This window comes from Jezberella montanilacus (assembly GCF_003003055.1).
GTDB lineage: Bacteria > Pseudomonadota > Gammaproteobacteria > Burkholderiales > Burkholderiaceae_B > Zwartia > Zwartia montanilacus.
Genome location: NZ_PVTV01000014.1, coordinates 213,870 through 236,566, shown reverse-complemented (window position 1 = coordinate 236,566; position 22,697 = coordinate 213,870). Strand labels below are relative to the sequence as shown.

The window sequence follows — 22,697 nt, the reverse complement described above, 5'->3', positions numbered from 1 at the left end:
CCCCATGTAACAAATTGTTGGAGTATCGTGTGTTCAGGTCTTTTTCAGGAGTTTCCGCCATGCCACGTCGTTTAATTACTGGACTGCTGGTCGCTTTGGTTATGTCGCTTTCATGCGTTGCCGGGTTGGCAGTCGCTGCAGAACCCAGCATGCAAGAGGTTTATCAGGCTGCTCAGTCGGGCAATTTTAAAGCGGCTCAAAGCATGATGGATCAAGTGCTTAGAGACCATCCGAACAGCGGTAAAGCGCATTTTGTGCAAGCTGAAATCTACGCAAAGCAAGGCTTGCTTAATCGTGCCAAAGCCGAGCTGGCCACCGCTGAGCAGTTGTCGCCCGGGCTGCCTGGCGAGAAACCCGAAGTCGTGCAAGCTTTGCGCACTTTTATCGGATCAAGCGCGAACCAGGCGAAGCAAGCAGCAATTAATCAGCTCAAGCCATCCATACCATGGGGCTGGATCATTGGCGCTTTGGCTTTAATGGGTGCCCTGCTTTACTTTGCCTTTGGTCGTAACAAAACTCAGCCACCTGCATCCATGCCCATGAACGGTGCTGGTCCTGCTGCAACATTTGGACGCGGTTTCGGTAATCCTGTGCCACCGGCAGGCCCAGCGGGCGGGATGCCTGGCCAGCCGATGGGCTATCCGCCTGCAGCCCCTGCTCCAGGTGGAATGGGTTCAGGCCTGATGGGAAGCCTGGCGACTGGCGCCGCACTCGGTGTGGGTGTCGTTGCAGGCGAGGCACTGATGCATCGGGTCATGGGTGATGGTCATCACGATAGCGGCTCATCAGGTTTTATTCCTCCCGCACAGGCTGGTCAGCTCGACTCGTCTTGGGATAGTCCAGCACAACAGCCGTTTGATATGGGAGGGCAAAACTTCGGCGCGACTGATTCTTCCTCATGGGATGATGGGGGCGATAATGGTGGTGGAGGTGGTAGTAACGACTGGGACTAAGTCCCTGCCTGCACTTTATGCTGGTCGATGCAAGGTTGATGCTTGCTGGGGGTAGTGCTGGTGGAGGATCAAATCGCACTAACCGCCCGGGCAAGCATTAAAAACAAATGGGCATGCTGGCGGTCGATCTATCCCTACACCTGGGCGGTCTGGCAAAAGTCCAGTTACCAGCACTTCGCAGAGTATGTCAACGCGCTTGAATATTCTACGGTTCTTGATCTGGGTACTGGGATTGGCGCTTGCATCCCCTTGCTCAGACTCAAACCGAGCAGCCGCATCATTTTTACCGATCCCGACTCAATCGCGCTAGCGCTGGCTCAGGCGGTACCAAACGCATCCTCACAGCAGTTCACTTTTGACGTGCTCGACGCTAAAAGTGCAATCGAGAAGTACTCAACTGCGACGCACGTTTCCCTGCTGCATGTTTATTCCGTTTTGCCGGATCCTTTGATTTTTCTTGAGCAGTGCCACCGCCAAGTGCCACAGGCGATGTTACTCATTTATTTGTCAAAATTTAATGGGATACCTTGGCTTGATTTTTTGTCGTCTGCATTTGGCTTTGCCCAAATTGATCGCGCTTTATTAGAAGCAAGATTTTCCAAGAGTTCAGTGGGTCGTAGCAACCTCGTCTTTCAAGGTTGTGCGTGACCGCAGTCCGCCGGCGTTGGGGCTACCTTCTTGCGGGTGTGGGCGTGTTGACAGGCATGACCATGGCGGCTTACCTGCTCGGTATCAGGCCGAGTTCAAAAGAGCTTGCGAGATATAACGTTGGTAGGCTTTTTGAGATCGTCTCGCAGCAGCAGCCCGAATACCTTTTTCTTCTCGGCATTTGTTTGGTCGCGGCAAGTTTTTTAATTAAACGGTATTGGGTACCGTTGGTGTTGGTGACCCTCATCGCCTTTGCCTGGGTGATTTACTATGAATCCGTGTCTGTCTGGCTGCTCGGGCTTGGCGCGGATTCGTTCAGTGAGACACAGAAATTCGACTTGCACGAAGCGCTATTTTTCATTCCGGGCATGCTCAGTATTTTTGTGCCTTTCATTGCTTATCGAAGATTAGCACTGTATGGGATTGCTGGCTTTTTTATCTTTTCTGCATTGCTTGTCGTTCGACGTAAAGGCAACTTCTCCGGACAGACGACGTTTGTTTTTTGCTTCTTGGCGGGGCTTTGCCTCACGGCAGTCGCCTTATATATTTTGTCGGTCCGAGCAACCCTAAGCTATCAAAGCAACTCCGAAATATTCAATAGGGCAGCCAAAAACTTCGACAATCCCGCAATGCCACTTGTGTTTAATCGACCATTGAATGTCGTGATTTACCTTGGCGAATCAACGACAGTCATGAACATGGGCCTCTATGGTTACCCTCGCGACACAACCCCAGAATTGACTCGTCTGGCACAACAAGACAGTCAGGTGCTGGTATTTAAAAATGTGATGTCGACCTTTACTCACACCTCTGACTCGTTGCTAGAAGCACTGAGTATTGGACTTCACACCAATCAGGATTTATTGCCCATCACCTCAAGGACTCGAGTTAGTCTTCCCGACCTGCTTGCATACAACCACATCCCAAGCTATTTACTCAGCAACCAAGGGGAAGAAGGCACTTGGAACATGGCGGGTTCAATCATCTTTAAGCATGCTCAAAAGCAATACAGTGTGGATACCACCCGTCTGGGTAATGCTGAGTACATGATCAACCGGCCCTATGACGGAGACTTCTTTTTAAAGCATCTCGATGTGCTGATACCAAAATTGAGTTCAGCGAATAGTTCCGTCGTTTTTTTGCATTCGTTTGCGGGACACGGTGGCATGAATGGATACCTGGGGGCGATCCCGAAGGATTTTTACCCGCACGTCGATGATTACTTTAAAAATAGAAGTGATGCGGCCATTGCTGGGACGGTTCGAGGTGCAACTGAGAACATTGAAAATTATGACTCCGCAATACGCTATGTCGATCGCACCGTAAGCCAAGTCATTGAAAAGCTCAGTCGGCTTGAAAATCCCACTGTGCTGATTTATTTTTCAGATCATGGCGAGTCGGTGTTTACGTCGAGAGGCCATGAATCGTCACGCTTTACGCACGAAATGGCTCGGGTTCCGCTGCTCGTCTCATTTAACGCGTCTGCACGGCTGATGTATCCCGACCTGTTTAATAACTATAAACACTTGTCAGAGACGACTGCGTTGACAACGCTCGCGCAAATCCCGGCAACCATCATTGATTTGTTGGGCGGGCAGGTCGCAGAGACTGCACTGGTGCTGCCACGGCTTATCGGGGCACCACAAGACGCCTATATCCCGCCCGTGCTGGTTCGAAGAACGTCCTCTGGCGATACCTATGTCAATACAAATAACGCGGATGTGCACGGCTCAGCAGCGGGGGCATCTGCTCCCGCAACTAATTCAGCCGATGATCCCACTCGCATATTTGTGGCGCGCCAAACCCATCTGCTTGATCAATCCGCGTTGTGTTACTCGGCCGTTAATACGATCGCCATGGCTTTACGTGGCGCGATGGTAGCCAATTGTCTTCAACTGGATGTTGTTGCCAATTCTCAGGGCGCAGTCCCTTTAACCGTTTCAAGCGCATCGGTACCAGGAGCGGCTATCGGCACCGTCGTTGAGATTGCCTCCCGCAATAAGCTTTCCCTTTGGTTGCAGGTACGTGACCTAAAAGAAAGCAGGTTCTGTCAGCAACTTCTGGCGTTGGTTGAACCGACATTATCTGCCGGTCAGACTGTTTTGGTCTCATTAGCGACAGAAATTGACCTCAGCGATCGCAACGTAATTGGATGTGTTCAGACCTTGAGGCAAAAAGGGGTTAAGACTGCATATAGCTTGCCTTCCGAGCAGTGGTTAGCTTGTGCTGAAGCTCGCGGACGGATTAGCAGTCTTGAACGTGAGGCTTGTCAGCCACTCTACGCAAAAATTGACCAGCTAGTCCTTACCGATGCATTCACCGACTTAAGCTTTGACTATCAGAGCTTGAGTGTCGTAGAGCTGATTGTCGCCGCTAAGACTTTTCGGTGGAATGCCATGAACGTTGAGCCCAGACAACTGTTGGATCTGGATGCGAACACCTTTCGAATGGTGGGCTTGAAGTCAAGAGATCGAAACGCCCTGAACTGATCGGGCTGGGGACTTGTCTCCGCGAGTATTCACAATAGGCTGCCAGATGGTGATGTCTGATTCGGTGAAGTCGGAGCGCAAACTCCGTGTATTGATCATTGCTGAGGCCTGCAACCCAGAGTGGGTCAGTGTGCCCCTTGAAGGCTGGTCACATGCCATCGCAGTCATGAGACTGACAGCCGGTCATCTCGTCACTCAGGTTCGCAATCAGGGCGCACTTCAACGAGCAGGTCTCGTCCTTGGTCAGGATTTTTCTGTGATTGACTCAGAGCGTGTGGCTAAGCCGATGTATCAACTCGCGACCTGGCTGCGTGGCGGTGAAGGCAAGGGCTGGACCGTCGTCACGGCATTATCTTCCTTTGCCTACCCGTATTTTGAATGGTTACTATGGCGAGCGTGGGGCAGAGCAATCGGTGACCATCAGTTCGACGTCGTGTATCGCATCACGCCGCTCAGCCCGACAGCCCCCAGCTTACTTTCCAAACGTTGTGCCCGCGCCGGCGTGCCCTTTGTGCTTGGCCCTTTAAACGGGGGCGTTCCCTGGCCACACGAGTTTGACGCTGCCAGGCGTGACGAAAATGAATGGCTGAGTTACTTGCGAGCCTTCTATAAACTTTTGCCCGGTTATCGTTCGACCCGCGACTATGCTGCGGCTATCATTGTCGGGTCTCAAGACACGCTTGCACTTGAGCCACAGCGCTATCACCACAAGTGTATCTACATCCCGGAAAACGGCATCGATCTTGCGCGCTTCACCCTCAGACGCCTGCGCACCTGCGCTGTACCGCTTAGGCTTGTCTTTGTTGGTCGTTTGGTGCCGTACAAGGGGGCAGATATGCTGCTCGAGGCTGCTGCTGCGTTGATCCGAGCGGGACGCATTCATCTGACGATCATTGGTGAGGGTCCCCAACGACCTCTTCTCGAAAAGATGATCCTTGATCTTGGCATCTCAAATCGGGTCGAGCTAACAGGTTGGGTGTCTCATCATGGTTTGCAGGAGCTGCTGGTCACCAGGGATCTGCTCGTGCTTCCCAGTATCCGAGAATTTGGCGGTGCCGTTGTACTTGAAGCCATGGCACTTGGTTTGGTGCCTGCTGTCGTCAACTATGGCGGTCCAGGTGAACTGGTCACCGCCGATACGGGCTTTCTTATTGCCATGGCTTCGCGCACTGTAATCATTGAGCAGTTCAAGCACTTATTTGATCAGTTGGCAGGGCAGCCTGAACAAATTGAGTCTCGCTCAGCGCGCGCCTACAGCCGTGCAAGACAGTTATTCAGCTGGGATGCGAAGGCAGCACAAGTCCTTCAGGTTTTGCAATGGGTCACAAGTCAGGGGCCTAAGCCCGACTTTCATCAGTCTCTTGGCGTGGCTGAAGCTTCAAAGATAAATCATTCGGTTGGCTTGTTAAGTCTGCTACCTGTGATCAAGCAAGCAGCTCGCAGTATTCACCCCGAATCCAGCCTGTCTGGTTTCAAAAGAAGAATGATTCTGTGGGGTGCAGCCCTAGCGCATCGCTCTGCCTTGTTGCAGTTTTTTCAGCGAATTTCTGTACTTGATTTGCCGCCTCTGTTCATCAATCAAATAGATGTAATCGGCATGTGTGAGTGGCCGTATATCAACAATACCTGGACAGTTGAACAGCGGCTAGATAAGAAAGCCAGACATTATGAAATACTCAAAAAAAACTATCCGGTCCTGCTGGGCATTGTGAGCGAATCCCCAGCCCTACTGTTAGACCTGTCTTCCTTCTCAGAGGGTCTGAGGCTTGTGCTTGACCGACCCGAGTGGTTTAAGCGAGAAGGCGAGCTCGTTTTGAATATTTTCAAGCATGAGGTCAGGGTTTCGTCCATCGCTTTTACGTTTGGACGTGAGGCTGGCATGACTATTGTCTATATGGGTGCCGTACAAGGGATGGCTCACTCAATTGCCAGTGATGAACGTACGCAAATTTATAAAAAAATCACACAAGACTTTTATGGTTTGTCAGCCCGGAGTCTTTTGCTGAGCTCACTTCAAATGATCGCCAGACGATTAGCGTTCTCGTGCTTGCTTGGGGTGTCAGAGGCTCATCGTCATCATCGACATCCGTTTTTTGGACCGTTTGATCGCCAACAATTAGTGACGGACTACGATCAACAATGGATCGAATTTAATGGTGTGCAAGATACGATCACAGGTTTCTACCAGATCCCTGTGCAGTACCATCAAAAAATCGCAGAGCATATCCCATCCCGAAAGCGCGCAGCCTATGAAAGGCGTTACCAATTACTCAACAAGCTTGATCTTGATCTGGCGGCACGCATTGGGGTACTCATCCATGCGACCTAAGGTTCGGTCTCACGTGATTCTCGTCAAAAGTATTCTCGACTATCAAAGGTTTGTTAGTCGAACCGACTGGCTTGGCAAGGGGCTTAAGTTATACGCAAGCCTACGCCACAAGTTTTGGAGCACGATCACTGCTTCGGATATTCATCGCCTGGCAAGTATCTGTGCTGATCTGGACTTGCCGCATCCAACCGGTATTGTGGTGCATCAGAACGCGATAATCGGTCCGCGTTGCGTGCTCATGCAGCAAGTCACGATCGGGATTGTGGCAAGTGGTATCGCCCCAGTGCTGGGTTCCGATGTCTATGTGGGGGCAGGCGCGAAAGTGCTCGGTGGTATCCATATTGGGAATCGAGCTTGGATTGGAGCAAATGCTGTGGTGCTGGAAGACGTGCCCGATGACTGTACCGCAGTGGGTATACCGGCCCGCATCATCCACAGGATCTAAGCGTTTAACAAATGACACGCTTAAATGAAGGCGGTTCAACCGGTTTGTTGTCCCGGTGACGAATGCTCTCGCCCCAGCCCAGTAATAAAAAAATCATCGGCATGGTTTGGGCACCGATATACACAGTTGTAAACGCGATAAAACACATGACGTAGATTCCTGCAAACGTAAACCCAATTGCGGGTTTATCGTCATCGCCCTGAATGGCGAAATAGATTTGAGAGACAATCGCAAAGGCAAGCATGGCAATAAATAGAAGCGGTGCCGGCAGGCCGTGTTCAAGTGCCATTAAAAGAAAACCATTATCTACAGACTCCATGCCCGGCAGTCTGGGGGTAGTGGTCAATCCCCAGCCCGTGAACGGGCGCTCGAGGACGAAGCCAAAATAACGATCGAGCAGACTCTTGCGATACAACAGCGTGCCTGCTTCGTAGCTCAGTGAGATCCCGGGACCCGGAGACAGGTAATCGTTGAGCAACAGACCTCCAATTACCGCCGTGAGCACCATCAGCGGAACAACCACATACAGAATTTTTTTGGGGTCAGGCCTATGTCCGATTGCAGCAATCACTGCACCGAACAGGCCTCCAAGCCAGGGGCCACGAGATATCGTCAGCATGGCAGTGAGTAAGAGCATGATCGAGATTTGGGAACTCATCGGTACTCGCATCGCCATGCTGATACGCTGAAAAATTCCCAGTAAACCGCTCTGCGTCTGATCCCACACGCCTTTCCATGTTAGCCAGCGATGTAACCGGTAAGCGATCAAAATCATGATGCACGCTAGGATAGGGTGGGTGAAGGAGCCGTGCACACGAGCAATTCCATAACGAACTGATAGGCCACTTTGTGCGTTGGGGAACAAAGGGGCGAGCAATTTATAAATCGGCGTTACCCAATAGTTGAGTTCAAAAATCATCATTGGAAACATTATGATGAACATCAACACAAACATCTTGGCTGTGTCGATATCCATCAAGCGGTTTTTGATCAAATACCGTCCCAACAGGTAGGGGCCAAGCATTGAGGTCAAAAGGAAAAAAGTGTAATTTTGCGCGTCAGCGTAACCGCGACTGCTGTAATCGACCACGACACGAAACACCAAGTAGATGGCGATCAGCCACTCCATCAGGCCCAGCTGCACGTTAAATCCCTGTCTGAGTACGAGCGCGATGACGATTGGAATGATCGCGGCTTGCATAAAGCTTGGATCTGGTAGCCCCGGAATATCGACATAAAACGACTCGGGCATCAAAATAAAAAAAGGTATCCAGACATACAGGAAAGCCCGTTCAAGGCTTTGATGTCGGATCATGTAGATCGACAGTCCCATCGCGACAAACACAATATATGCAGTCATGTATGCCTGTTATTCCCTTTTAGGCTTAGTATAGGGGTTGAATGCTCTCGGGTATGTAGATATTCCTTAATGATTATCACAGAGAGGTCTCTAAGATGACCCTTACTACCCCTCGTCATGGCATTTTGAAAGCATGCTGTTTTTGGTTGACACTACTAACGGTATTGTTGTTGGGGGCGTGCGCTTCCGATAGGCCGCCGCGAGCGCCCGCAGATATTGAATCGCTGGTTAAAAAAGATCCCCTGTTCAAAGCCGCGGAAAAGTCCAACGATGCGAAGGTCTTGCTTCGCAAAGAAGACCTGGCGATCCTCGAAGAGATGCTCAATCCACCTTATGCCATCGGCAGTGGCGATGTGTTGCGTGTTGAGGTGTTTGGGCGGCCTGAAATGACCGGTAAGCATTTGGTCGGACCCGATGGCAAGATCTCTGTGCCCTTGGCCGGGGTGATGAATGTGAACGACTTGTCGCGCGAAGAGGCGCAGTTAGAGATCAAGAGACGACTAGAAAGTTTCTATACCCACCCTAACGTCAGCGTCGCGATCGACGAGTACGGCTCTAACTTTGTCACTGTGCTAGGTCGCGTCGAGCACGCGGGTGCGTTGAAATTCTCATTTTCGCCGACACTGGTTGACGTGCTGGCTAGTGCTGGCGCCATGCCAATTCTTGATAAGCAAGCAACCCTCACTCGCGCGGCGATCATTCGTGGTCGTAACAAAATGATTTGGGTGGATCTCAAATCCTTGCTCAATGGCGATGTCAATTACAACATTCGAATGAAAAAAGGAGATATCGTTTTTATCCCCGATTCGTCAGATACAGCAGTCTACGTCATGGGTCAGGTTCAGAAGCCCGGCTCTTACCGCTTGACTCCGCGTATGTCGTTGCTTGATGCGATTGCTCAGGCTGGCGGGCCCAATGACAACGCTGCCCCAGAATCGATTGGCTTGTATCGATCGGGCGCGAAAGAACTGGTTATTGTGCCTTTTGCGGCACTCATTGATCCGTCTCGCGTGGTGAACTATGCGCTTGAAGACGGTGACGTGATTTTCGTACCGAGCAGCGGGCTTGCCGATTTTGGTTACTTCATGCGTCAGATTTCACCGTTCTTTACGTTGTTGTTCTTTAACCCAAGCAATCTGAAATTCTAATAACAGCCAATGGCCGTTCAAACAGAAGGTTTGCTGCACGCTTCAAGCGCCACTGCCCCCGTGGTCTCTGTTGTCGTGATCGGTCGCAATGAGGGCGCACGTCTGACGCAATGCCTCTTAGCGGTGCAGCAAGTCGATTGGCGGGGTATTGCGCATGAGTGCATTTATATTGATTCGAGTTCGACAGACCAAAGTATGGAAGAGGCAAAGCGCCTTGATGCCGCTGCCTATATGCTTGACGATGCGCATCCGAGTGCTGCGAAGGCTCGCAATCTAGGGTTACAGCTCGCGCGCGGTGAGTTCATTATGTTCCTGGATGGGGATAGCATGATATCTCCAGACTTCGTTGCGTTCTCGCTGTCAAAGATGACTGACTCGCGTCGCTGCGCGATCACGGGCCATCTGCGAGAAGCCCATCCCAACCACTCTTTTTTTAATAAGATGATCGATCTAGACTGGATCACTCCAGTAGGTGAGATCTTATTTTTTGGCGGTAACGCGTTTGTTCGGCGCAGTTGTCTGCTTGCTGTGGATGGTTTTAATCCCGCGTTGCAGGGGGGAGAAGAGCCAGAGCTCTGTGCTCGACTCCGCGCGAACGGCTGGCTCATTGAGTTGTTTGATTTGCCGATGGCTCGCCATGATTTGGGTATGACGAGTTTTAAGGAATATTGGAATCGGGCTTTTAGATCTGGTATTTGTCTCGCTGAGGTGGCCCACCAGATGCGTCAGATCGGCAATCCGCTCTGGCAATACGAGGCACGCCGAGATTGGTGGCAAGGCCTATTATTTTTAGTGTTACCACTGATGCTTTTGTTAGCGTGCCTCAACACGCCGTGGCTGTTCGGTTTGTTTGTAGCGTCTGGTTTGCTTGCCTTGGCGCGCACCGCGTCACGCTGTGCCTGGAAAGCGCCAAACAACCGATGGCTGCGCTGGCAGTACGCCATGCACACCTTCTTTTGCAAAGTGCCTGCCGTGCTTGGTCAGTTGGTATGGTATCGCACTCATATTCAGAGGCGAATCCTTGGTCTAGTTAGTCATAAGCATGCACTTCGGACAGCTCCCAACGTGCTCCCTCGTTTCGCATACTTGATCAGCCTTTATCCTGCTACCTCTCACACCTTTATTCTTCAAGAAATCGAAGAGCTCAGGCGTCTCGGTCACGAGATTCTGACGGCATCGATTAATTCAGCCGCTCATCTGGGGCGCTCGCAAGATCTCACCCAAAATACGGCGCAGTTACAGGAAGCCAATCATACGTTTTACGTGAAGGCAGAGGGTTATAGCGGAGCACTGCACGCCTTGTTCTACTGGTCTTTTCAACCGATCGTTCTGTTCAAAATGTTTTGTTTTGGCTTCAGTCTGGAAAGCCGTCGATGCAGTCTGCTGGGTTTGGCGTATGCCCTAGAGGCAGCCATTATTGCTAAGTGGATGCGGCAAAATAATCTGGTTTTTTTGCATGTGCACTTTGGCAATGCGGCAGCAACCGTTGGGTTGCTCGTCAAGCGGCTGACAGGCTGCCACTTATCACTATCAATACACGGCTCCGACGAATTTGACGACGTCACGGGACAACATCTGGCTTTAAAGGTTAAAGAGGCCGATAGGTTGATCTGCATGAGTCAGTATTTCAAAGCAGTGTTGATGCGGCTCAGCGCACCGGAGTACTGGGCCAAACTCATCGTCTGTCGACTCGGTGTTGAGACCAATCGTTTTGCTTTCGCGGCAAGGCAGTCTCATGTGGCACCCCAGCGTTTGCTCTGTGTCGGTCGACTGATCCCATCTAAGTGCCAATTGTTGCTCATTCAAGCTTGTGCAAAATTGCGGGATCTAGGCCACGACTTTAAGTTGGTCTTGGTAGGTGCCGGTCCGGATCAGCTTCGTCTTGAGCAAGCCATCGCCGCTGCAGAGATCGGAGATAAAGTCGTGATGACTGGAGCTCTAGCGCATCAAGCCGTACTCGACCAGTTTGCTAAAGCTGATATTTTTGTTCTGCCCAGTTTGAATGAAGGTATCCCTGTTGTATTGATGGAGGCTATGTCGTGTGGCGTGCCGTGCGTCTCGACACCTGTCAGCGGGATTCCAGAACTGATTGAACACAACCGAACTGGCTTGCTGGCGACGCAGGGTGACCTCGACTCATTAGTGCATCAGTTAGAACGTCTGATGACCCAGCCCGCCTTGCGCGAGCAAATCGCAAGCCGGGCAAGACAAAAGGTGGTGTGTGATTTCAACCTGATGACAAATGTGCTCAAACTCAGCGGAATCTATCAGTCGTTTTTAGCGTCTACGCCTAGTGATGGATGGTAGTCATGACACAAACGAATCCCATGCGGCTTTCGATCCTGATAGTGACTTATAACTCGACTGCACTGATCGGGTCTTTATTAGATCATCTGGACGCGGAACTGACGCGTTCGTTTGATTTGCATACCGAGGGAGTCAGCGCCGAAGTCATTGTGGTGGATAACGCGTCACAAGACGATAGTTTCATACACATCACGTCACATTACCCTTGGGTAAAAGCTATCCGGTCCGATTTGAATCTTGGCTTTGCGGCTGGTAATAATCTGGCCGCGAAACAGGCGCACGGACAATATCTATTGTTACTCAACCCTGATGCCTTGCCCAAGCCCGGTGCGCTCAAGGCTGGAGTCGAACTGATGGATAAGCATCCAGAAGTCGGCTTAGGCGGCGGCGAGCTTCTGTCTCTGGACAGCAGCAGACAGGTCTGCGCTCGACGCTTTCCGACCTTACTCGATGAGTTCTTCAGATTGTCGGGTTTAGCGTGTCGGTTTCCAAAGCACCCGCTCTTTGCTCGTTTTATGCGTGGGGCAGACGATCCAACAGTGTCCGGCGAGGTAGACTGGATCACAGGTGCCTTTGTATTTATCCCTGCGGTGCTCTTTGAGGAGTTTGGTGGCTTCGACCAACGATTCTTTATGTATTTTGAGGAGGTCGATCTATGCAAGCGAATGCGAGCGTCTGGCCTGGTGGTGCTTTATTGGCCGCAACTCAAATGCCTGCATATTGGCGGTGCGTCTGCGAGAACCTTAGGCACTGAGCATTTTTCGCAAGCGAACGCTCAAATCGAACGCTGGCGCCTTCGCAGCTATCTTCTTTACTACCGCAAGCAGCACGGGTGGCGGGGCGCTTGGTGTGCTTACGGCCTCGAGCGACTTTTCTGTAGCCTCCGCAAGTGTAAAGCTCGCTTGCTTGCAAGCCCGGCTGAGGCTGCCGCTTACGCTGCTTATGGTGCCTTGCTAGATCGCGCATGGCGCGATACGTCGGGTGGACGTTTGAGTCCGACCCAGCCATGGTGAATTCAAGCCAAAAGTCTGATGCACTCGTGGATCCAGTGCGTGTGAGCTTCAAGGCACGAGTGTGGAAGACCGCTTACTGGATGCTGGGAAGTAACGCTGCATCACAGGTGTTACGCCTTTTTAGCAACTTGGTCTTAACGCGATTGTTGGCACCAGAAGCCTTTGGTTTGATGGCCGCTGTCAGTACGATTTATTTCGCGCTCTCGATGTTCTCTGATTTGGGGGTGTGGCAGAGTGTTGTAAAAAGTGACCGGGCTTACGCAGATTCGTTTATCGGGACCGCTCAGTCGATTGAATTTCTGCGTGGTCTGATTCTGACTGTATTGATGTTGTTGAGTGCGGCAGGTCTTTATCTTGGGATGTTTACAGGATTGTTTAAGACTACAAGTGTCTACGCGGATGCTCAGTTACCGTCGATGATTGCGTTTGTGGGTCTGTGCGCGCTACTTGATGGCTTAGTTTCGATGAAATTTGCGCTTGCTCAGCGATCCCTGCGAGGAGATCGTATTGCCAAGCTCGAATTGACTGCTCAAGTTGCCGCTGCCATCTCTACGATCACGCTCGTGTGGTTGACCGGTTCGATATGGGGCTTACTGGCGGGTTGGCTGGTGTCTTCTTGCGTTCGAGTCGCTTTGAGTAATCTCTATTTGTCAGGGCCTTGGATTGCGCCACGCTGGAACGCTCTCTATGCAAGCGAGATGTTCAAATATGGCAAATGGATATTCGTCTCGTCCGTGATTGGCTTTTTTGCGGCGAATACTGAAAAAATAATTTTTGGGAATTATTTGTCATTGAACCAATTTGGCGTGTTTGCCATCGCCAGTGCTTTGGTGTCCGCGGTGACGGCAATCTATTCCACCTTGCTTAGTCAGGTGATTTTTCCTGGCTTGAGTATGGCGCTCAATGATCAACTGAATGTAACAAGGATCTATACACGCTTTCAACAGTTAGCCGATCTATTGCTGGGGCTGATAGCGGGGGGGCTTTTCACCTGTGGTCAGTGGCTGGTTTGGGTCCTGTACGACGCTCGCTACCATGAAGCTGGCTGGATGTTACAGCTTTTGGGGTTGACGATGCTTGGATTGCGCTATCAAGTGGTTGAACAGTTTATGTTCGCTACCGATCGTCCTGATCTGGTGAGTGCAAACAATTTACTTAGAGCACTATTTCTGGTAGTTGGGATTCCGACTTTCTTTTATTTCGAAGAGGCGCGTGGCGCCATCTTTGCGATCGTGCTCGCGCAGTTTTCAAGTTGGCCCTTATGTATTTACTTCAAGTGGCGAGAAGGGCTGCTCTCTTTCAAATCAGAATATGTTTGGGCTCCAGCCTTTGTTGGGGGGGCAGGAGCAGGTCATCTGGTTAATCTAGCCCTTCTCGCTATCGTTCACTCGCTGTCATGAAGAAACATGAAGATACACGCGAGGTTTTGTGTTTGGCTGGCATACCACTTGATGTTGTGACTCTTGCTGACACCGTTGCATGTGTGCACGAGGCGGTGCTCAGCCGCAGCAGATTGTTTATTACGACGCCTAATTTACATTTTTTGTCTCTTGGCAAAACTGACTTTGACTTTCGCCAAACCTTACGCGATAGTGATTTGTGTGTGGCCGACGGAATGCCACTAGTCTGGATCTCTCGTTTGCTCGGTGCCAGATTGCCAGAGCGGGTAGCGGGATCAGATTTGTTCGAAAAGCTGAGTCATGAGCCCGCACCCTCAGGGCAGCAGACTATCAGAGTGTTTTTCTACGGTGGCCAGCCAGGTTCAGCTGCTGCGGCCAGTGAGCAATTAAATGAGCATTCTCAGGGAATGCGCTGCGTGGGATTTAGGACGCCTGGTTTTGGCAGTGCAGAAGACTTGAGTACAGACGAAACGCTTGAACAGATTAATCAATCAAAGGCGGACTTTTTAGTGGTGGCACTTGAAGCCCGTAAAGCTCAGCAATGGATTCAGCTCAATCTGACTCGACTGAAAATCCCCGTTATATGCAACCTGGGCGCGGTGATTAATTTTCAGTCGCAGCGAATTAAACGAGCGCCCACTTGGGTGCGCCGAGGTGGTATGGAGTGGTTATGGCGGATAAAAGAAGAGCCAGAGCTCTGGCGCCGATACTGGTTGGATCTGCAGGTGCTTGTGGTGTTGCTCCTCTCGAAAATTCTGCCCTATGCTATTTGGCTTGGTATGAGAAGGATGTACCGCAAAGTTATGCGGGGGGTCAGTTATCGGTTTAAGCACCAGCTTATGTGCAGACTTAAACACAGGCTTGCAGGTGCTTGTCAATGCAAGCGATCCGACAGCGACACCCGTGAGGCCGCGACATCAACACTTGTAGTCAGAGAGGATGGCCTGCAGGCGACGCTCTCGTTGTTCGGCGCTGTTGATGATGCCGTTCCGATGCAGATTAATCTTCACCTGAGCCAAGCGCTGACGTTGCAACTGCCCGTGTCTATCGATTTACAACACTTTGTTTTTTTTGGTCCTCTGTTTGGGGGGCGATTGCTGCGCTTTATGGCGGCGATGCAATCCTCAGGGCAATCCCTGCAACTAACCAGTGTTTCAAAAACACTGCGCCTGTTGTTTTTCTGGAATGGAATCTTATGAGTGACTCTATCCTCTCTGCCTTTGACTCCATTCGTATTGTCAGCCTACCCTACCGACTGGATCGGCGTGCTGCCATCGCGACTGATCTTAGTGCTTATGGGCTAGTGCCCGGTCACGGCCGGGTCAGTTTTTTTGATGCGATTCGACCTGACTCGGTCGGTGGGTTTCCCAGTGTTGGTGCCCGTGGCTGTTATCTCAGTCACCTTGAGGTTCTCAGGCAAGCACGAGCTGACAAGGTCAACCGGTTGCTGGTTTTAGAAGATGACGCGATGTTTTTACCGGTGCTGGTTGATTCAATGCCTAGCTTGGGTAGCTTTCTGAAGGACGACTGGGACCTGCTGTACCCCGGTCATTTTCTGGCAACCGAGCCAGGCCCTCTGCGCTGGTTGCTTACGTCGAACAGCATTCTTTGTACCCATGCTTACGCAGTGAACCAACGCGTTATTTCGGTATTAATTCATGACTTGGAAGTTTATCTGATGAGGCCACCAGGTGATCCCCTAGGCGGGCCGATGCATCTAGATGCGGCTTACAACACCTTTAGAGCACAGCATCCCGAAGTGACCACTCTGCGCGCCAGTCAGTCACTGATCGTGCAGCGCAGTTCAGAAAGCGATGTCTCCGGACCAAGTCGCGCACAGTCATTTTTTCCAGTGAGGCTATTGCAGGTATGCCGACAAATAAAAAGTTGGCTTAGACGCTTACGCTGACGTCAGCGCCGTGGATGTTTAATACACAGCTCTGTCCAAAACAATTGTAGTTGCATCAACCACGAAGGCTGTGTCATGAATTGGCGATAAGATTTTTGCGTTAACGTCTCGATCATCAACTCCTTCATATAGCCACCACCAGAAATCATCGGGACATTGTTGACAAACAAACCCACAGCTTTAGGATCGATTTTCTGTAGCAGTCTTTTCGCGCGATTCGCTTCACCGCGAAGGACGGAGTCCGCTTCAATGACCAAGAATACCTGTCCGAGCGTCTGGATGAGCAACTCAGCGTCAGCACTCAGTAGCAGGCAAGGCAAATTGATGAGGACAAAGTTATATTGTTCTACCCACTTCTTGACACCTGTATTTAACTGTTCGATTTGTTGAATACCCAAGAGACCAAGATTGCCGATGTGGATGACATCCACATCCAGTTCGGTATTCTTTCGAACGATGTCTGTTGCACTTGCCGAACCGGATAAGTACTCGGTCAACCCGGGGCGAGTATCAACCGCGCGCAACTGAGCTGAGGCCGTATCGGCATCAATGATAAGAACGGTATGACCCAATTGCCGGAGTGCTACTGCTGTATCCAGAATGATTTGCATCACGCCAGTCGATGCTTTAGCCGAAGAGAACGAGAACGCACCACGCTCCGTAGCGCTGTGGTTACGGATTAAGGTGGCTGCAAAGCGTTTGCTTTGCTCGACACCAAATAGTCGCGTGGGCAGATCATCCACATGAATTTGCCAGCCTGCGGCTGGCATGCCCATCAGTTGCTCGGCTTCGTTAACTGTTCTGATACGACGATCCATCATATCCAGGGCGACGGTTGCGCCGAGGGCAAGCCCCGAAGCCAGTAGGAATAAAAAGAGGAAGGTCTTGCGCTTGCCCACACCAGTTGGCTTTTCTGCTGGCAGGGCAGGCGTGACCAGTCGAACAAACCCCAGGGCATTGCGTTCCGTATCCAGAAAACTCGCCCTGTTTCGGACGGTGGTCAGATCTGCCTCGTAGCTTCTTATTTGAGTGGTGAGCCGCATTGCCTGCTGAAACAGTCGCGCGTATTCACCCGCTTGGCTCTGAAGTTTTGAGACGGTTTTTTCAAGCGATTGTTCGATCTCGATTTTTTGGTCAACTGAGACGGCGAAGCGTATTTGGTAGTTTTTAAAACTAAGCACATCGTAGGCTTGTTCCCGCGCTTCAAGATCTGCGGTTATTTTTAATAGCTCGCTCTTCAAGTCCCTGTAGAGAGGGTGATCACTTGCCAGGCCAGTCAAGGTCTGATTAATTTCTTCTGTGCGCTTGAAGACCTCGTTACGCATGGTCTGCATGCCGAGATCTTGTTGTCTCAAATCTCGCAAGGACAAACGAGCATCGGCAGGCAACTCTTTTTTCTCGTTAAACGTGCGATTAGCAGCACGCGCCTCAGCAAGCTCAATCGAATTTTTCGTCAGCCTGTCTCTGGCTTGCGTTAACACGGCATCATAGGGATTTTGTGTGTTTTCGCTAAACGTCGTGACCCCTAGTTTTTCTGCAAGGTTTACCCGAGCAGTTTCAGCCGCTGCGATTTCGCTCAGCAGTTTTGTCTGCACGTCTTCGACAAAACGAAGCCGTTCACCGGATCCAAATATTTGTTCTTTCTTTGTTGTTACCAAAAAAGAGTCGGTAATCGCATTGATCAGCTTATCGATATCTTGTTTTTGCTCGCTCTCAATACCAATACGGACCATGTAGGTGTCCGGTATCGTGCGCACAAAAAGCGTGGCCTGCAGCTTTTCGATGTACTCACGTTGTGTCAAATTCGCAGGCTTGATGTCAACGCGTTCGTTTGCGAGTATTTGCAGCGCTTTTTCAATAATGTCATAGCGAATCACGCTACTGGCCAGGTGACTGACGTACTCTCGGTATTGTGAATTTGAGCCCAGTTGTACCTCGCTATCGGCATCAATGTTTTTCATATAGGTGGGTGAGACCTGAAAAACAGATTCGGAAAGATAGTGGGGTTGGCCTTTCTGCCATGCGAGGGGGGCACCAATGATCATGACTAGCAACCAGACAGCGCCGGCGATGCGGTAATGCCTGATTAAACTCATTAACGGCTTGATGCCGATCGTTGGGAGACTATTTATATCTGTACCCGAAGTAAATGCACTATAAGGTGCTGAGAGTCATTGTATCGAGTTGAAGGTCCAATTGGTGGTCTAAACAAGGGAAATTACATGTTCTCAGCTGTGTTAACCCTAATAGCTGTGCTTGTTGGCATACCCGCCTTTGCGCTTCTGACGCTGACACTTGCTGCAATTGTGCGTAAATATAGGGGTGCTCTCCTCTCGCAGGCTTCGAGCGAGCCAACGCTTTTGTTACCTCGGCTGGCGATTCTCGTCCCTGCGCATAACGAATCCCACCATTTAGTGCCAACCGTTAAAAGCCTGTTTGTGCAGCTAAAACAACGTGGTCAGGGCGATCGCCTTATCGTGATCGCGGATAACTGTAGCGACGACACAGCAAGACAAGCCAGACAGGCCGGCGCAACCGTGATAGAACGTATCGCGGCACTCAAACGGGGTAAAGGCTACGCCCTTGCATTCGGGGTTGATTATTTACGCCCCGATCCGCCAGACGTTGTAGTGGTTGTCGACGCAGACTGCTTGTTGTCTGACGGTGCGTTGTCTGCCATTGCACAGGTTTGCCAAGAGACTGGTCGCCCTGTGCAAATGCCATCACTTATGTATGCCACCGAAGGTGCAGGTTTAACCATCAGGACGATGGAATTTGCCATGCTGATGAAAAACTTTGTCCGACCACTGGGATCATCACAACTGGGAGACGCCTGTCATTTGATGGGCACAGGTATGGCTTTGCCCTGGGCGTTAATCGCCAAGGCGCAACTCGCGACGCCACATATTGTCGAAGACCTGATGCTGGGGATTGATTTGGCCAGTCTTGGCTATCCAGCAGTTTTCCTGCCAGCGTTTCCGGTGACCAGTACCTTTATGAATAATCCAGATATTGTTCGCAAACAAAAAGAACGCTGGGAGCACGGATACCTGCAAGTGATGCTCGCGAAGCTGCCTTCCATGATCACAATTGCCTTTCGACGCCGTGATTTGTCACTCGCGGTGCTGGCACTTGATCTGAGTATTCCGCCGATTGCGCTTTATTTCATGGTGCTGGGCACGGTGCTGATCGGTACAGGTCTTGCGGCGTGCTTCTCGGCTGCCCTGTACGACGCTTTGTGGACCTTGCTTGGCGTTGACGTTTGCTTTGCGATGGCAATCGTTTTGGGTTGGTGGTTTTTTGGACGCCGAATCCTGACTCTAAGTGATCTATTGAAGGTCCCACTTTATGCGATTTGGAAACTGCCGATCTATCTGACTTTTATATTAAAAAAGCGCGCTCGGTGGATTCGAACTGAAAGGGATGATCGCTAAATTTAAATTGTCCTCAGTTTTCTTAACGTCCCATAGAAAACGAGGCTTAAGCCGGTTAATTCAAACACCCGCTCAAGCCGGACGCCCAGATAGATCTCGGCAAGCACCGCATCGGTATCGTGTAACGAAATAATGCGTAAAAAACTCAGCGCGATGAGTATGGCAAGGCCAATGATGATATTGCTGTGCAGCTCCCAATGCGTATCGAGTCGATGGCGCAACCAAGCAAAGAAATAGAGCGTGACGCAAGCAACACCCCATAGTGTGATGGATTGAAAGTATCGTCGGTCCTCGTACCAACCCGAGCGAGTTGCCACATCACGCATGAGAAAAACAAACAGTTCGGTAAAGTGCAGGGTATTCTCGATAAGCAATAGAACAATGATGAATGCAGCAGTAAACCATCCTATTGAATTTTCCTTTAGCTGGCGCGCGGAATAACCGCAAACAAAACACAACCACACGCAAGTAAGATAGATGAGCAAGACCACAATCTGGCCCCATCCCATCTGCGTGCTCATCAACGCCCATTTGCTCAGGGCACGATCAAGAGAGATTGTCCACATGTTGCGCTTGCCCTTCGTCGTGTTTGTTATGGAGGGCTTTAGCCCTCAGGCAGATTTTTCAGTGCTTCAACATCGGTTGAATAGATCTTGAACACGCGACTCATGCGCACCAGTTCAAACAGAGCGTGTACGGTTTGACACATGCCAAACAAACGCAGCGTGGCGTGCTTTTTTGTCATGGCTCTCAAACAGTAGAGCAGGGCGGCTAGGCCAGCACTATCGATGAAAGTGAGTTTATGCATATCAAGCAAGATCGTGTGATTCTGTTCGATGATAGGTTTGATTCGAGCTCGAAAATTTTTGACGTTTTTAATGTCAAGGCTTTCACTGCTGAGCAGCACAACGGCGATACCCGGTTTGGTTTGGGAGAGTTTCATCAGATCTTCAGTTCGCGAGAGTTGTGTTAATCGTGGCTCAGTATCGGTTGGTGACGTTGCCGAGTATTGAGAAAGAACTGGTTGAGCGACACTGCGATGAACCTGCTGTCCGTATCCTAGTACCAATTGGACTGAACGACGTAGGGGCATACCCTGTCGTGTCGGTATTTCTCTCGATTCCTGACCATTCAGGGTGGATTGGTTAATGAGCCCGATTGGCCAATGCGCATAGCGTAATTGTTCAGTCTGAGTCAGATGAACGATTTCATCCATATTGCGCGGCTTTAGTCCGATGAATTTGACGCGACTGCACCAGATATCGATCAAACCTGGATAAAACGTGTTGAAAAAATGAAAGGCCAGCGCGCGGGGTAAACGATCTTGCGCCAGATTTATCTCAGGTTTGAGCGCGGTGAGTTGGGTCTTAAACCCATAGGTCATCCGATCAGGGAATGCAACGTTATAAGCGCCTGCGACGGTAGGCGTCTGCTTCATTTGTAGTCGTCGTCGCCACCAATAAACTAAGGGCGCCAGAATCAACCAGAGCATCACTGCAGTTAGGCGTTCGACCAGTCCGGGCCCTTGCGTTGCTGTGCGTGTGGTCATGTCACCATCCAGCAAAAAAGGATCAGTTACCTTAATCAAAACCTGATGGTCGAGACTCAGTACGCTGTTGCCAGATACGATTACATTAATCAAGGTAGTTTGATGCCCCACATAGGTGTGTGGCAGTATCCAGGCGTTTCGGATGAACACGCCAGCCTCTATGATCGAGCCTGCTTCGATCACCACGCCTGGTCCCACCGTTGCGCCCGCATCGATTCTGACCTGATGGCCTATGTAGATAGGTGGATTGAGTGTCGCCTCTGGGTCAATGGTTGAATCCCCAGCGATCCAAACGCCTGGCGAATGCATGCGCTTGGCAATGACACCTGCCGGATGACCTCGTTTCATGAGATACATAAGGGACTGTAGGGCGCTCGCCCCCGATTCCAGAGTAAGCGCATCGGTGCACTGAACCCGTTGAAGCGTCGGTTCGTCCAGTATGGCCTGTTCTAAATCTGATCCGCTGTGGGATTTTAGAATGAGTGCAAGCGCTAATTTCGGATCCAGAATCCCCCAGCCTAGCCACCGATTTTTACTGTCATTTTTTGAGACAACAATACGATTGCGCAACGATTCAGGTCGTGTCATCAGTTCGAGCAATGCGTCACTGTCAGGCACCGTCGTCGCTGAGGCAATCCAAACACGTTCTTCTGTGATACCTAACGTCCCGACCAGCTTTGTCTGGTAATGATCGCTATCTTGCGCGTTCACATAATCTAAAGTCACACCAAAGCGTTCGCCATCACCCAGCAGTCGTTGGCACGCAGCGCTCTGCGTACCTGTGATGACGGTCAGTCGTATGCATCCCAGGTTGGCCAGTTGTTCGACTGCTCGCTGGACTAAAGGACGAGCCATCAGAGGGGTACTTGCGCTGTCGATACTGAGCGCTTGCAGCTGCGGGTCTGTACTATTCCAACAGGCGATCAGGATGGCATGCCGGGGCGTTGAGCCGAGTGGCAAAAGAGGAGGGGCTTCTGCTTGTTCAGCTTGCACCATTGCCTTTGATGACGGCGGGTAAGGTTTTTGCAAGCAATTTGAAATCCTCTTCGAGGCTTGGATTCTCGATGTAATCCACATCCAGTTCGACTTGTTGGGGGAAAGGGATTGCTGAACGCCCCTTCACTTGCCAGAAGCAGGTTAAACCCGGCTCAATATCCAGACGCCGGCGATCATTGAGCGAGTAATGCGTGACCTCTTCGGGTAGTGGTGGCCGAGGACCTACCAAAGACATGTCGCCCCTAAGTACGCACCAGAGCTGCGGCAGCTCATCAATACTAGCCTGTCGAATGTAGCGACCAACCCATGTTAAACGCGGGTCTTTTTTCATTTTAAAGGTGACTGATCCGACGCCATGATCGTTGAAAGGTTGAAGGGCAGCCTGCATGGTTTCAGCGTGCACAACCATTGACCGAAATTTGGGAAAGCTGAATACATGTCCCCATTTGCCAACCCGCTTTTGCCAGAAAATCACCGGACCGCCGTCTGTGAGTTTTATTAAAAGCGCAGTCAACAACATCAAGGGGGATAAGGCGATGAATAGTGACAGTGAGCCGACGGTATCCATTGCTCGCTTGAGCACACGGTGCCAGAAAGGTCTGCTGTGCCAGGTATTGCGTCTCGCTAGAATTTGTTGTTCTGCGATTTTTTCAGCTATCTTATTTTTATTGCGCTCAATAGCAAACGAAAACTTTGTTTTGCGCATGTAAACCCCCA

General features: G+C 50.8%; 17 protein-coding genes. 12 read left to right on the top strand and 5 right to left on the bottom strand.

Going from position 1 to position 22,697, the window contains the following annotated elements; genetic code table 11:
* The first annotated feature begins 59 nt into the window (after positions 1-59).
* From BCM14_RS10420 to BCM14_RS10400, 5 genes are read left to right on the top strand one after another with little or no spacing between them, the layout of a single operon-like run.
* Positions 60-953: a tetratricopeptide repeat protein gene (locus BCM14_RS10420; RefSeq protein ID WP_259673544.1), complete on the top strand. Its 894-nt coding sequence runs from the start codon at positions 60-62 to the stop codon at positions 951-953.
* A 60-nt stretch (positions 954-1,013) separates the two neighbouring features.
* On the top strand, positions 1,014-1,601 hold the full coding sequence (locus BCM14_RS10415; RefSeq protein ID WP_146129759.1) for a class I SAM-dependent methyltransferase: 588 nt from the start codon (positions 1,014-1,016) through the stop codon (positions 1,599-1,601).
* Positions 1,598-4,090, top strand: a complete 2,493-nt coding sequence (locus tag BCM14_RS10410; protein ID WP_106227959.1) for a sulfatase-like hydrolase/transferase — start codon at positions 1,598-1,600, stop codon at positions 4,088-4,090. The genes BCM14_RS10415 and BCM14_RS10410 overlap by 4 nt, the downstream gene beginning before the upstream one ends.
* Positions 4,091-4,142: 52 nt before the next feature.
* Complete coding sequence (locus tag BCM14_RS10405) at positions 4,143-6,419, top strand: DUF535 family protein (protein WP_146129758.1); 2,277 nt, start codon at positions 4,143-4,145, stop codon at positions 6,417-6,419.
* Positions 6,409-6,864 carry a serine O-acetyltransferase gene (locus BCM14_RS10400; RefSeq protein ID WP_259673543.1) on the top strand — a complete coding sequence of 152 codons (456 nt, stop codon included), beginning with the start codon at positions 6,409-6,411 and terminating at the stop codon, positions 6,862-6,864. The genes BCM14_RS10405 and BCM14_RS10400 overlap by 11 nt, the downstream gene beginning before the upstream one ends.
* A gap of 4 nt (positions 6,865-6,868) precedes the next feature.
* On the opposite strand, the gene BCM14_RS10395 is transcribed toward BCM14_RS10400, so the two are convergent.
* On the bottom strand, positions 6,869-8,224 hold the full coding sequence (locus BCM14_RS10395; protein ID WP_146129757.1) for an O-antigen ligase family protein: 1,356 nt from the start codon (positions 8,222-8,224) through the stop codon (positions 6,869-6,871).
* A gap of 95 nt (positions 8,225-8,319) precedes the next feature.
* Between BCM14_RS10395 and BCM14_RS10390 the strand changes: the two genes are divergently transcribed.
* The 6 genes from BCM14_RS10390 to BCM14_RS10365 are packed head-to-tail and all read left to right on the top strand — an operon-like array spanning position 8,320 to position 16,001.
* The gene (locus tag BCM14_RS10390; protein WP_106227955.1) at positions 8,320-9,372 is read left to right on the top strand and encodes a polysaccharide biosynthesis/export family protein; all 1,053 of its coding nucleotides are present in this window, start codon (positions 8,320-8,322) and stop codon (positions 9,370-9,372) included.
* A 9-nt stretch (positions 9,373-9,381) separates the two neighbouring features.
* Positions 9,382-11,679, top strand: coding sequence for a glycosyltransferase (locus BCM14_RS10385; protein ID WP_106227954.1), 2,298 nt, complete (start codon positions 9,382-9,384; stop codon positions 11,677-11,679).
* A 2-nt stretch (positions 11,680-11,681) separates the two neighbouring features.
* Positions 11,682-12,692, top strand: coding sequence for a glycosyltransferase family 2 protein (locus tag BCM14_RS10380; RefSeq protein WP_259673542.1), 1,011 nt, complete (start codon positions 11,682-11,684; stop codon positions 12,690-12,692).
* Positions 12,644-14,092, top strand: coding sequence for an oligosaccharide flippase family protein (locus BCM14_RS10375; protein ID WP_106227953.1), 1,449 nt, complete (start codon positions 12,644-12,646; stop codon positions 14,090-14,092). Before BCM14_RS10380 ends, BCM14_RS10375 begins: the two co-directional genes overlap by 49 nt.
* Positions 14,089-15,291: a WecB/TagA/CpsF family glycosyltransferase gene (locus BCM14_RS10370; RefSeq protein WP_106227952.1), complete on the top strand. Its 1,203-nt coding sequence runs from the start codon at positions 14,089-14,091 to the stop codon at positions 15,289-15,291. The genes BCM14_RS10375 and BCM14_RS10370 overlap by 4 nt, the downstream gene beginning before the upstream one ends.
* On the top strand, positions 15,288-16,001 hold the full coding sequence (locus BCM14_RS10365; RefSeq protein WP_106227951.1) for a glycosyltransferase family protein: 714 nt from the start codon (positions 15,288-15,290) through the stop codon (positions 15,999-16,001). The genes BCM14_RS10370 and BCM14_RS10365 overlap by 4 nt, the downstream gene beginning before the upstream one ends.
* 2 nt (positions 16,002-16,003) lie before the next feature.
* Here BCM14_RS10365 and BCM14_RS10360 read toward each other — a convergent pair whose 3' ends face one another.
* A complete protein-coding gene (locus BCM14_RS10360) occupies positions 16,004-18,097 on the bottom strand; it encodes a GumC family protein (protein WP_106227950.1) in 2,094 nt (697 codons plus the stop codon).
* Between the two features lie 126 nt (positions 18,098-18,223).
* Here BCM14_RS10360 and BCM14_RS10355 point away from each other — a divergent pair, with 126 nt between their 5' ends.
* Entirely contained in the window at positions 18,224-19,435 is a 1,212-nt protein-coding gene (locus BCM14_RS10355; protein ID WP_106227949.1) for a glycosyltransferase family 2 protein, read from the top strand.
* Between the two features lie 2 nt (positions 19,436-19,437).
* Here the strand turns inward: BCM14_RS10355 and BCM14_RS10350 are convergent, their stop codons facing one another.
* From BCM14_RS10350 to BCM14_RS10340, 3 genes are read right to left on the bottom strand one after another with little or no spacing between them, the layout of a single operon-like run.
* Positions 19,438-20,001 (bottom strand): hypothetical protein, encoded by a 564-nt coding sequence (locus tag BCM14_RS10350; RefSeq protein ID WP_146129756.1) that lies wholly within the window; start codon positions 19,999-20,001, stop codon positions 19,438-19,440.
* 38 nt (positions 20,002-20,039) lie between these two features.
* On the bottom strand, positions 20,040-22,013 hold the full coding sequence (locus tag BCM14_RS10345) for an anti-sigma factor antagonist (RefSeq protein WP_259673541.1): 1,974 nt from the start codon (positions 22,011-22,013) through the stop codon (positions 20,040-20,042).
* A complete protein-coding gene (locus BCM14_RS10340) occupies positions 21,967-22,686 on the bottom strand; it encodes a sugar transferase (RefSeq protein ID WP_106227946.1) in 720 nt (239 codons plus the stop codon). Before BCM14_RS10340 ends, BCM14_RS10345 begins: the two co-directional genes overlap by 47 nt.
* Positions 22,687-22,697 lie beyond the last annotated feature (11 nt).